This window comes from Ruegeria sp., assembly GCF_028066395.1.
In the GTDB taxonomy this organism is placed as follows: domain Bacteria; phylum Pseudomonadota; class Alphaproteobacteria; order Rhodobacterales; family Rhodobacteraceae; genus Ruegeria.
In genome coordinates, this window is record NZ_JALCBM010000014.1 from 1 (window position 1) to 11416 (window position 11416).

An 11416-nucleotide genomic window follows, 5' to 3' on the forward strand; every position below is an offset into this window, starting at 1 on the left:
ACCCGCCGGTACGCACGGAACAGCCACAGAGGCAGCAGCGCCGCAGAAACAACGGTTTTGAAAATGCCATCAATAATTTGCTGAACAACATTTTCGGAAACTGAGATGGCACAGAAAAAGGCGGCGCACCCGGCACCGCCTTTTCGTTAGACCCGGGATCGGATCAGAGGCTGGCGTCCAGCGCGGCCAGGATCGCGTCGCCCATTTCGGTGGTCGAAACCGGTGTGACCCCTTCATCGGCCAGCAGATCGCCAGTGCGCACGCCGTCGGCCAGAACCTTTTCGATGGCGGCCTCCAGACGGTCGGCCTCAACCCCCTGATCAAAGCTGTAGCGCAATGCCATGGCGAAGCTGAGGATGCAGGCGATCGGGTTGGCCTTGCCCTGACCGGCGATATCGGGGGCCGAGCCATGTACGGGCTCGTACATCGCCTTGGGGCGGCCATTGGCCATCGGTGCGCCAAGGCTGGCCGAGGGCAGCATGCCCAGGCTGCCGGTCAGCATCGCGGCGCAGTCCGACAGGATGTCGCCGAACAGGTTGTCCGTCAGGATCACGTCGAACTGTTTCGGCGCGCGCACCAGCTGCATGGCGCCGTTGTCGGCATACATATGCGACAGCTCGACCTCGGGGTAGTCGGCGGCAACGCGGGTCACAACCTCGCGCCACAGGATGCCCGATTCCATCACGTTGGCCTTTTCCATCGAGCACAGCTTTTTGTTCCGGCGCATCGCCAGTTCAAAGGCGGACCGCGCGGCGCGTTCGATCTCGGATTCAGTGTAGCGCTGGGTGTTGATGCCGACGCGTTCGTTGCCTTCCTCGAAGATGCCGCGCGGCTCGCCGAAATAGACGCCCGAGGTCAGCTCGCGCACGATCATGATGTCCAGACCGGCGACGATGTCCTTTTTCAGCGACGAGAAATCGGCCAGCGCGTCAAAGCACTGGGCCGGGCGCAGGTTGGAATACAGGTCCATTTCCTTGCGCAGGCGCAGCAACCCGCGCTCGGGCTTGAGGCTGAAATCCAGATCGTCGTATTTCGGACCACCCACGGCGCCCAGCAGAACCGCGTCCACCTCTTGCGCCTTGGCCATGGTTTCATCCGACAGAGGCTTGCCATGGGCGTCATAGGCCGCACCGCCGACCAGATCCTCGCTCACGTCAAAGTGAAGATCACGCTTGTCGCCGAACCAGTCGATGATTCTGCGCACTTCGGCCATAACTTCCGGGCCAATTCCGTCTCCGGGCAGGATGAGAAGCGAGGGGTTGGACATCGACAGTCTCCTTGCGTTTTGTCGCAAAGGCCCTAGCGTCTGCGCCGCATCGGGTCAATGAGACGAACCCGCCAAATCACGAGGAAAACACATGTTGACACCCGGAAACCCCGTGCCAGCGCTGAAAATCGAAACCGTGGGCCATGGCAGCTTTGATATGGAGACCGACAAGGGCGAAAACGGCACGCTGGTGATTCAGTATCGCGGGCTGCATTGCCCGATCTGTATCAACCAGATGAAAGAGGTCGAAGCCGCGCTGGACGATTTCAAGGCGCTGGGGATCGAGGTGATCATGCTGAGCACCGACACCGCCGAACGCGCAGCGGAAACCGTCGAAAAGGCTGGTGTGACCAAACTGCGCGTGGGCCACAGCCTGCCGATGGCCGAGGCGCGTGAGGGCTGGGGCCTGCACATCTCGGAAGGCCGCGAAGGCACGGCCGAGGCCGCGTTCTTTGCCGAGCCGGGCCATTTCTACGTCGCCCCCGACCGGACGCTGTATTTCGCCTGGCAGCAGACGACACCTTTTGGCCGTCCGGCGGTTGCCGATATCTCGGGCGGGATCAAATACGCGCTGGCGAACAACTACCCGCCGCGCGGGACCTATACCGGGGCGCTGTAAGCGTGTCTTAGTTCCTGACCAGGTCGACCCAGACCAGCCGGTGACGGCTGGCGGTTTCGGCCTGATCCCGGCCCGGCGTCTCCTCGGCGGGCCAGTACACCCCGGCGTCCAGCACTTGCCATGTGACCGAGGGCAGGACGTAATCGACACGCATCTCTCCCAGCCCTTTCCATTCCACGGTTGCCAGCGTACCCGCCGGGCTGCGCGGCTTTGGGTCTTGCAGGCGGGGGTCGGCCAGCAGGTTGTGAATCGCTTCCTTGCGCCCATCACCGCGTTCAGGGTCGATGTTGACGTCCCCTGCGATGACGAAATGCGCTGACGGCGGATCGCCCAACGCGCCATCCAGCAACAGTTGCCACAGCCGGATTTCGTCCCGGTTGCGCAGCCCGTTGCGGTCCTCGGGCCCGTCAAAGACCGGCGGTGTGGCGTGGAAGGTCATCAGGTCCACCCGACCCTGCGGCGTGTCGATGGGCACAACCCAATGCGCGGTCGAGGACAGGCGCTGCACTTTTTGAGCCTGTGCCGAGGGGAAAGGTGTCTTGTCCACCTGCGGCAGGGTCGCGCCGGGCAGGTCGCGCCACAGAAGGTCAGTAAAGGAGCGCACCTCATCCCGCGCGATGGGATAGCGCGACAGGACGGCCAGCCCGGCCTGACCGGTGAACTCTCCCCACCCCTGCGCGTCGCCGGGGCCTTGGGTGCGGCCATCGCCGTCCAGATCCAGCGCGGTTTCCAGCCCAGAGTTGGGTTGTTCGGCAAAGCTGTGCGTATAGCTCAGCCCGGCCTGTGACAGGGCGTCTGTCAGGGCGGACAGGGTCATACCGTCCAGGTCCCAGTCAATGCCTTGCAAGGCGACGATATCGGGGCGTGATTCGACCAGAACGGCCACAACTGCGTCCACCTGTTTGTCGCCACGCGTGATATCGCGCAGCAGCAGGCCAGGGCCGTCGCGGCTGAGTTCGGTGTTGAATGTGGCGATACGCAGGGGGTCTGCCAGTGCCGCAAAGGGCAGCACCACCAGCAGAAGCACTCGGATCATGCGGTTTGCGTGGTCTCGGCAGTTGAATAGGCGCGGCGTTTTTCGACGATCAGGTTGGCCACGCGGATGGTTGCCATGCCGCGCATGATCATGCTGGCGGGCAGAAACGCCCAGGCGCTGAGCGTCCAGATCAGCGTTTGCGGATTGCTCATCGCGATGGGGCTGCCGAATTCGGACATCAGCTTGATCAGCGCAGGAATGATGAAGGGCAGCAGCACGCCGATGGTGATGTTCAGCCGCCCGTCGCGCTGCAGCCGGGTGACCACGTCGCCGCCCTTGGTCGGGTCGAACAGGGGCAGGTTGGTCCAGACATTGAACGCGCCATTGCCGGTGGGCCAGCCCCGCAGTTTGATCGCATAGGCAAAGCTGGCGATTGTGACCAGCGCCGCCACATAGGCGATGCCTGCCGAAATCCGCACCAGTTCGATCAACGGGCCCGAGGCGTTTGCGGGCAGCATCAGCACCACCAGACGCACCGGCGAATAGGGGAAGTCGGCCACATTGGCGACCATCAGCCCCACGGAATAGAACACGCTGGTCAGCTCGGTGGGGGCATAGACGTTTTTGCAGATCAGCGTCAGGAACGCGACCATCGAGGTCAGCCCGACAAAGCGCAGCCGGTTCACCGGGGGCGCATCGCGGAATTCGATAAAGCTGGGAAAGGCCGAGTTATACTCGGAGAAGGTCAGGATAAACGCCAGGATCGCGAGAAAGACGACAATCTCGGTCCCATTCGACGTTGATGTAGGCAGGTACAACGCGGGTGTCAGCACCATAAGTGCCACCAATAGTCCACGTATCGCCGCCCCAGTTGTGCGTGCAATCACATTCCGAACCCTTTTCCAAACCGAACCGGCCGATTCTATGTCGACTTACAGTCCAACTTGTGCCCGCCGTTCTTATATTTTGACGGTTGCCTCGTTGCCGACAACACTGGCGGCAACGGACATTAAGCTCAAGCCAAGGGGCAGAAAACACGCTCTTTCAGGCAAAATGATGGCAAAACTGGTGCGGCTTTGCATCATTTCTGACGCAAATACGACGTGTAATTCAGAAACGGCCCTACATGTTGTGGTTGCCGGGTGATTTGCCCCAAAAATGCGAACGGGGCCGCCTGCGCGACCCCGTCTGGTTGAATGCCAACAGAATCGTTACCAGAGTTTACACCCAGGGACGAGCCTGACTGGCGTGATCCTCGAACTTGTCGATGTGATGGTCTTTCTCCATCGTCAGGCCGATATCGTCCAGACCGTTCAGCAGGCAATGCTTGCGGTGCGGGTCGATGTCGAACGCGATCACGACCCCGTCCGAGGTGGTGATCTGCTGATCTTCCAGATGCACGGTCATGCGGGCGTTTTCACCCTTATGCGCGTCTTCCATCAGGATGGCGTGATGCTCTTCTTCGACCACGATCGGCAGGATGCCGTTCTTGAAGCAGTTATTGAAGAAGATGTCGGCGAAGCTGGTCGAGATCACGACCTTGATGCCGAAATCCTTGATCGCCCAGGGCGCGTGTTCGCGGGATGAGCCGCAGCCGAAATTGTCGCCGGCCACCAGAATCTCGGTATTGCGATAGGCGGGCTTGTTCAGAACGAATTCTTCATTCTCGCCGCCATGATCATGATAGCGCATCTCGTCAAACAGCACGACGCCGAGGCCGGACCGTTTGATGGTTTTCAGGTGCACTTTGGGGATGATCATATCGGTGTCGATATTGATCAGTGGCATCGGGGCGGCCACCCCGTGGACTTTGTCGAACTTTTCCATCTCTACACTCCTGCGGGGTAGGGCCGCGCCCATGCCTCGCGTTTACGCTTCTTTCGTTTCCGTTTCGGGTGCGTTCTTGACGAAGAACGCCATGAAGACCAATCCGAACCCGTTGAACAGCATCTCGATGCCCAGCAGGATGCCCAGAAGGCTCAGCAAGGCTGCGGGTTCCGCCGCCGCATAAGACCAGATGATACCGGCCAGCACGATCGACAAGATGCCCGAGATCAATGTGGGCCAGAAAAACTGTGTTCCCTTCATCTGGAACGACAGGATGACCCGGGCGATACCGCCCGCCATGAACAGGATCAGCATCACGGTCGCCAGCGTCAGCGTGCCCTGCAGCGGATGGCCCAGAAAGGACCACCCCAGAAACAGCATGACCGCACCCATGATGAGTGACAGGATCTTGTTGCCCGTGCCTTCAACCGTAAAGCCGCCGACAACCTGCAATCCGCCTGCAATCAGCAGCAGCACGCCGGTCATCACCGTTACGGCAACCGATGCCACCACTGGCGCGCCCAGCACAAAGATGCCGAATGCGATGGACAGAAGTCCCAGCAAAAGCCATTTGACCCAGTCACTCATGTTTTCAATCCCTCAAATATCTAGATATGAGGGCAGCTTACATCAATTCGCGGACGTCTGTCAGCCGTCCTGTGATTGCCGCTGCGGCAGCCATTGCGGGGCTCAGCAGGTGGGTCCGCCCACCACGTCCCTGACGGCCTTCAAAGTTGCGGTTCGAGGTCGCGGCACAGCGCTCACCCGGTTGCAACTGGTCGGGGTTCATCGCCAGGCACATCGAGCATCCCGCCAGACGCCATTCGAACCCGGCCTCTTTGAAAATCTCGGCTAGACCTTCCTCTTCGGCCTGCGCACGGACAAGGCCCGAGCCCGGAACGACCATGGCGCGCATGCCGTCCTTGATCTTTTTGCCTTTCAGAATCTCGGCAGCGGCGCGCAGGTCTTCGATGCGGCCATTGGTGCAGGAACCGATGAAGACGGTGTCAATCTCCACATCGCTCAGCTTCTGACCGGCTTCCAGACCCATATATTCGATGGACCGGCGGGCCGCGTCGACCTTGCCGCCTTCGAAATCTTCGGGGTTCGGGACGGTGGCGGTGATCGGCAGAACGTCCTCGGGGCTGGTACCCCAGGTCACGACCGGCGCGATGTCTTCGCCGCGCAGAGTGATGACCTTGTCGAAATGCGCATCATCGTCGGTATAGAGCGTCTTCCACCAGTCCAGAGCGGCTTCCCACTGGGCACCTTTCGGTGCATGGGGGCGGCCTTTGACATATTCAAAGGTGGTCTCGTCCGGGGCGATCAGGCCCGCGCGGGCACCGCCTTCGATGGCCATATTGCAGACGGTCATGCGGCCTTCCATCGACAGATCACGGATCGCTTCACCGCAATATTCGATGACATAGCCGGTGCCGCCAGCGGTGCCGGTCTCACCGATCACGGCCAGAGTGATATCCTTGGCGGTCACGCCCGGCTGCAATTTGCCGGTGATCTCGACCTTCATGTTCTTGGATTTCTTCTGGATCAAGGTCTGGGTGGCCAGAACGTGCTCAACCTCAGAAGTCCCGATGCCGTGGGCCAACGCACCAAACGCGCCATGGGTCGCCGTGTGGCTGTCGCCGCAAACAACGGTCATGCCGGGCAGGGTCCAGCCTTGCTCGGGGCCGACGATGTGGACGATGCCCTGACGGACGTCATGCACTGGATAATAATGAATGCCGAAATCCTTGGCGTTCTTGTCCAGCGCCTCGACCTGAATGCGCGATTCGGGGTTTTCGATCCCGTTCACACGGTCGGCGGTGGTGGGCACGTTGTGATCCGGCACCGCGATGGTCTTTTCCGGCGCGCGCACCTTGCGGCCCGCCATGCGCAGGCCCTCGAATGCCTGCGGGCTGGTCACTTCGTGTACCAGATGGCGGTCGATATACAGCAAACAGGTGCCATCATCGGCCTCGTGGGCGACATGGGCATCCCAGATCTTGTCATAGAGTGTTTTGGGGGACATCGGTCCTCTCCCGTATGTAATGAGAAATAGCTGGCGAGGTGGCTTAGGCCGCGGATAGGCGGGCCAGAACCGTGCGGGCAGCCCCAAAGAACCGTTCACGCAGGCGCGCGCGGTCTTCCAGATTTTGCTGTTGGGCCACATTGAGTCTCATGCGCCCCAGATATATCGGGCTTTGCTGTCAATCAAGGTTCAATCAGGCGCGGGCTTGCATCCCCTTGCATCCCCGCACGTGGATGGCCAAGCTGGCAGACATGAACCAGGATCTGCTACCGGAAACGCTGTCCGAGCTTTACGCCAACATGACGGCGGCCTTTTCTGCGCAGTTCGAGAACCTGATAGAACTGATCGTGACGCCGGGCTGGCGGCAATACCAGTTGGTGATCATCCTGGTCCTGTGGGCGCTGGCCTTTCTGCTGAAACTGCTCAGCCAGAACCGGTGGGACTCCTGGGCCCGTGCCCGCACCGGCTGGCCGAAATGGCGGCTGCGCATTCTGATCCAGCTGATGCGCCGCCTGACATTGGTTTATTTCGTGCTGCTGTCCTGGGGGCTCTATTGGGTGATGCAGCAGGTGACATGGCCCTCGCGCAGTTACATCATCGGGGTATTTGCGACTTTGGCCGTGGCGTGGCTGGCCATTGCGCTGGTCTCGCGTCTGGTGCGCAACCGGACGCTGCGGCAGATTTTCAAATGGTCAATGTGGGTCTATGCAACGCTGATTGCGCTGAACCTGACCGATGACGTGGCCGAGTTTCTGGACGGGGTGGCGATCTCGATCGGTGATCTGCATATCTCGGCTTTGGGGATCATCAAGGCTGTCCTGCTGATCGGTATCCTGCTGACACTGGCCCGGCTTGGCACCCGCGCGGCCGAGCGTGGTCTGAAAGGCAATGACGACATCACGCCGTCGATGCAGGTGCTGCTGGCCAAGGGCATTCAGGTGCTGCTGTACGGTGCGGTGTTCATGGCCGCGATCCGCACGCTGGGTTTTGATCTGACGGGGATCGCGCTGTTATCCGGTGCCATCGGCGTGGGCATCGGGTTCGGGCTGCAGAAAGTGGTGTCGAACCTGATCTCGGGCATCATCATCCTGATGGACCGGTCGATCAAGCCGGGGGATGTGATCTCGTTGGGGGATACGTTCGGCTGGATCAATGCGCTGGGTGCGCGCTATGTCTCGGTCGTCACGCGGGACGGGCGGGAATACCTGATCCCGAACGAGGATCTGATCACCAATCAGGTGGTGAACTGGTCCCATTCCGACAAGTTCGTGCGGCTGGATCTGGATTTCGGCACCAGCTATGGCGATGACCCGCACAAGGTGCGCGCCACGGCGATCCGGTCCGTGAAAACCGTGGGCCGGGTGCTGAGCGGAGGGTCGCACGAGCCCGTCTGCCATATCACCGGCTTTGGCGACAGTAGCGTGGATTATGTATTGCGGTTCTGGATCAGTGATCCGACCAAGGGCCTGACCAATATCCGGGGCAACGTCTATCTGGCGCTGTGGGACGCATTTAAGGCCGAAGACATCTCATTGCCCTTCCCGCAGCGCGAGGTCCGCCTGCTGCCCGACGACGCAGACGCGCAACAGCTCGCCAAAGAGTGAGCAGGCGTCACAGCCTGAAACAGCCCGTTCATTGAAATGTTGCAATCCGCTTGTTACCTTATTAGTACCCCAGCGCCGGGGATTTGGCGGCGCGCAGCAAAGGAGGACTATGTCCTGTCTCTACATACCCAGGCGGGTTTGCCCGCCGATGATGGGGCCGGTGTAATGGCCCGCTCTCAGTCAATCAGCGACAAGCTGCTTGAACGTATCCTTTCCTCACTTTCCGATGACAAGGCCGAAGACGTCGTGCAGATCAACCTGCAGGGCAAATCCTCGGTTGCGGATCACATGGTGATTGCCTCGGGTCGGTCGACCCGTCAGGTCTCGGCCATGGCGGAAAAGCTGACGGATCGCATCAAGCAGGAATTCGGTTTCACCTCGAAGGTCGAAGGCAAGGATGCCGGCGACTGGGTGCTGATCGATACGGGCGACGTGATCGTCCATATCTTCCGCCCCGAAGTGCGTGAATTCTATCAGCTGGAAAAGATGTGGCTGCCTCAGGGCGGCAGCGCCTCGGCGAACTGAGGCGCCATCCCGGCCCGTATTGAAGGGCCGGAGGCGAGAGAGATATGCGTATCAGCATAGTTGCGGTCGGGCGATTGCGTGCCGGACCGGAGAAATCCCTGCTTGATGATTATCTGACCCGTTTTGACCGGACCGGCCGTGGTTTGGGCCTTGGTCCTGCGCGCGTGATCGAGGTCGAAGACAAGAAAAACGCAGGCATGGGGGCCGAGGCCGCGTTGCTGCGCAAGGCGCTGCCCAAGGGTGCGGTGATCTGCACGCTGGATGAGCGTGGGCGAGTGATGTCTTCGCCCGATTTCGCGCAGAAGCTGGGCGGTTGGCGCGATGCCGGGCGGCAGGATCTGGCGCTGATCATCGGCGGAGCGGACGGAATAGACCCTGATTTGCGGGCCGAGGCGGATTTTTCCATCTCATTCGGGTCAATGGTCTGGCCTCATATGCTGGTCCGGGTCATGCTGGCCGAGCAACTTTACCGGGCCGCAACCATCCTGTCGGGTGGCCCTTATCACCGGGTCTGACATGGCGCAGCTTCTGATCGTATACCATTCGCGCACCGGCGGAGCCCGGCAGATGGCCGAAGCGGCGGCTGAGGCCGGGCGCGACGAGGCCGACATTGTCCTGAAGCCCGCAGATCAGGCCGGGCCCGAGGATTTGCTGGCCGCGGATGGCTATATCTTCTGCGCGCCCGAGAACCTTGCGGCGATTTCGGGTCTGATGAAGGAATTCTTTGACCGTTCTTATTACCCTGTGTTGGGTAAGATCGAAGGCCGCCCCTATGCGCAGATGATCTGCGCCGGGTCCGACGGGCAGAACGCGGCCCGCCAGACCGCCCGCATCGCCACCGGCTGGCGGTTGAAAGAGGTACAGCCGCCTCTGATCCTGTGCACCCATGCGCAAACGCCCGAGGCGATTCTGGCCGAAAAGACCATCCCCGAAGACCAACTGGATCAATGCCGCGACATTGGCGCGGCACTGGCGGCGGGGCTCAGCCTTGGGGTGTTCTAGTTCAGGGTGACCACGGTGGTATCGGCATTCCAGCCATCCACGCTGCAGCGGGCTTGCACCTGAACCTGCGTGACACCTTCGGGGATGGCGACGCCGCCCAGTGAACGGGTAAAGGGCTGCTCGGTCTCATGTGGGTGGTGCAGCACGCGCATGCCCAGCTCATTCCCGTCCATATCCAGAACGCGCCAGCCATCGGCATAGTGATCCCACCCCGTATCGGGATGCCGGATCGTCACATCGAAGCGCCACGTCCCCCCGTTCTCGGTGGCGCGCACCTGTTCGATGGTCGGAGGGTCGGCCAAGGCAGGGCTGGCCAGAAACAGGCTGAGAATCGCATATCGCATGGTCTGAATGTACGGTTTGAGGTGGGGCATCGAAATCACGTCTTTGTGTTGGGTCGGGGTATGAATGGCATAACGGCTATGGCGTGACACTACGTCCGGTCGGGGGAACTTGCCAGATCGGAATATTGGTAATATTATTTTACCAAACGGAGGATCAGCCATGGACATGCCACAGCCCAACCCCGATGTGCTGCGCCGAAAGGCGGCTGTGATCGCGCGCCTGTCGCAGGTTTTGCCCGATGAAGCGATCATCCATGATCCTGCGGAAACCCGGGCCTATGAATGCGATGCGCTGACCGCCTATAGATGCCCGCCGATGCTGGCGGTTCTGCCCTCATCCACGCAGGAGGTGTCGGATATCCTGCGCATCTGCAAAGCCGAGGGCGTGCCGGTGGTGCCGCGCGGCGCGGGGACCTCGCTGGCTGGCGGGGCGTTGCCGACGGCGGATTGCGTGATTCTGGGCGTCGCACGAATGACCGAGGTGCTGGAGGTCGACTACGACAACCGTTTTATCCGCGTACAGACCGGGCGCACCAATCTGAGCGTGTCCGGCGCGGTAGAGGAAGAGGATTTCTTCTATGCGCCCGACCCCTCGTCACAGCTGGCCTGTGCGATTGCGGGCAATATCGCGATGAACTCGGGCGGGGCGCATTGTCTGAAATACGGCGTGACGACGAACAATCTGATGGGCGTCACCCTAGTGATGATGGATGGCAGCGTGGTCGAGATCGGCGGCGCGCATCTGGATGCGCCGGGGCTGGACCTGTTGGGGGTCATTTGCGGCTCGGAAGGGCAGCTGGGTGTGGTGACCGAAGCAACCCTGCGCATCCTGCGAAAGCCTGAGGGCGCGCGGCCGGTGTTGATGGGGTTCGATGACAACGAAGTTGCGGGGCAATGTGTCTCTGACATCATCAAATCGGGCATTTTGCCGGTGGCGATCGAGTTCATGGATCGCCTGTGCATTCAGGCCTGTGAGGCCTTCGCGCAGGCGGGTTACCCCGATTGCGAGGCGCTGTTGATTGTTGAGGTCGAAGGATCCGAGGCCGAAATTGACAGTCAGTTGGCCAAGATCATCGAGATCGCCAAACGGCACAATCCGGTCGAGCTGCGCGAAAGCCAGTCCGCGGATGAAAGCGCCCGGATTTGGCTGGGACGCAAGTCGGCCTTTGGCGCGATGGGGCAGATCAACGATTACATGTGTCTGGACGGGACGATCCCGGTGA

The 11416-nt window shown here is 60.9% G+C and carries 14 protein-coding genes; 6 read left to right on the forward strand and 8 right to left on the reverse strand.

Annotation, left to right across the window (positions count from 1 at the left end):
• Nucleotides 1–163: 163 nt before the first annotated feature.
• Nucleotides 164–1267, reverse strand: a complete 1104-nt coding sequence (gene leuB, locus MPJ51_RS06550; protein ID WP_298383528.1) for a 3-isopropylmalate dehydrogenase — start codon at nt 1265–1267, stop codon at nt 164–166.
• Nucleotides 1268–1358: 91 nt separating this feature from the next.
• On the opposite strand from leuB, the gene MPJ51_RS06555 reads away from it, so the two are divergent.
• Nucleotides 1359–1886: a redoxin domain-containing protein gene (locus tag MPJ51_RS06555; RefSeq protein ID WP_298383531.1), complete on the forward strand. Its 528-nt coding sequence runs from the start codon at nt 1359–1361 to the stop codon at nt 1884–1886.
• Nucleotides 1887–1893: 7 nt separating this feature from the next.
• Here the strand turns inward: MPJ51_RS06555 and MPJ51_RS06560 are convergent, their stop codons facing one another.
• The 6 genes from MPJ51_RS06560 to MPJ51_RS06585 form a co-directional block, all read right to left on the reverse strand.
• Nucleotides 1894–2922 (reverse strand): endonuclease/exonuclease/phosphatase family protein, encoded by a 1029-nt coding sequence (locus MPJ51_RS06560; RefSeq protein WP_298383534.1) that lies wholly within the window; start codon nt 2920–2922, stop codon nt 1894–1896.
• Nucleotides 2919–3698, reverse strand: a complete 780-nt coding sequence (locus MPJ51_RS06565; RefSeq protein ID WP_298383537.1) for a hypothetical protein — start codon at nt 3696–3698, stop codon at nt 2919–2921. The genes MPJ51_RS06560 and MPJ51_RS06565 overlap by 4 nt, the downstream gene beginning before the upstream one ends.
• Before the next feature lie 385 nt (nt 3699–4083).
• Nucleotides 4084–4689 carry a 3-isopropylmalate dehydratase small subunit gene (gene leuD, locus MPJ51_RS06570; RefSeq protein ID WP_298383540.1) on the reverse strand — a complete coding sequence of 202 codons (606 nt, stop codon included), beginning with the start codon at nt 4687–4689 and terminating at the stop codon, nt 4084–4086.
• 42 nt (nt 4690–4731) lie between these two features.
• Nucleotides 4732–5277 carry a DUF308 domain-containing protein gene (locus MPJ51_RS06575; RefSeq protein ID WP_298383543.1) on the reverse strand — a complete coding sequence of 182 codons (546 nt, stop codon included), beginning with the start codon at nt 5275–5277 and terminating at the stop codon, nt 4732–4734.
• A gap of 37 nt (nt 5278–5314) precedes the next feature.
• The gene (gene leuC / locus MPJ51_RS06580; protein ID WP_298383546.1) at nt 5315–6718 is read right to left on the reverse strand and encodes a 3-isopropylmalate dehydratase large subunit; all 1404 of its coding nucleotides are present in this window, start codon (nt 6716–6718) and stop codon (nt 5315–5317) included.
• 43 nt (nt 6719–6761) lie between these two features.
• A complete protein-coding gene (locus MPJ51_RS06585) occupies nt 6762–6857 on the reverse strand; it encodes an isopropylmalate isomerase (RefSeq protein WP_254438069.1) in 96 nt (31 codons plus the stop codon).
• Between the two features lie 94 nt (nt 6858–6951).
• Between MPJ51_RS06585 and MPJ51_RS06590 the strand changes: the two genes are divergently transcribed.
• The 4 genes from MPJ51_RS06590 to MPJ51_RS06605 all read left to right on the forward strand — a co-directional run bounded on the left by MPJ51_RS06590 (nt 6952) and on the right by MPJ51_RS06605 (nt 9849).
• Nucleotides 6952–8322, forward strand: a complete 1371-nt coding sequence (locus MPJ51_RS06590; protein ID WP_298383554.1) for a mechanosensitive ion channel domain-containing protein — start codon at nt 6952–6954, stop codon at nt 8320–8322.
• Nucleotides 8323–8487: 165 nt separating this feature from the next.
• Complete coding sequence (rsfS, locus tag MPJ51_RS06595; protein ID WP_217358180.1) at nt 8488–8847, forward strand: ribosome silencing factor; 360 nt, start codon at nt 8488–8490, stop codon at nt 8845–8847.
• Nucleotides 8848–8891: 44 nt separating this feature from the next.
• On the forward strand, nt 8892–9362 hold the full coding sequence (gene rlmH, locus MPJ51_RS06600) for a 23S rRNA (pseudouridine(1915)-N(3))-methyltransferase RlmH (protein ID WP_298383566.1): 471 nt from the start codon (nt 8892–8894) through the stop codon (nt 9360–9362).
• Between the two features lies 1 nt (nt 9363).
• Nucleotides 9364–9849, forward strand: coding sequence for an NAD(P)H-dependent oxidoreductase (locus MPJ51_RS06605; protein ID WP_298383568.1), 486 nt, complete (start codon nt 9364–9366; stop codon nt 9847–9849).
• Here MPJ51_RS06605 and MPJ51_RS06610 read toward each other — a convergent pair.
• Nucleotides 9846–10193, reverse strand: a complete 348-nt coding sequence (locus MPJ51_RS06610; RefSeq protein ID WP_298383759.1) for a hypothetical protein — start codon at nt 10191–10193, stop codon at nt 9846–9848. The genes MPJ51_RS06605 and MPJ51_RS06610 overlap by 4 nt on opposite strands.
• 160 nt (nt 10194–10353) lie before the next feature.
• Between MPJ51_RS06610 and MPJ51_RS06615 the strand changes: the two genes are divergently transcribed.
• Nucleotides 10354–11416, forward strand: a 1063-nt coding sequence (locus MPJ51_RS06615; protein WP_298383571.1) for an FAD-binding protein, incomplete at its 3' end; no start/stop codon positions are given.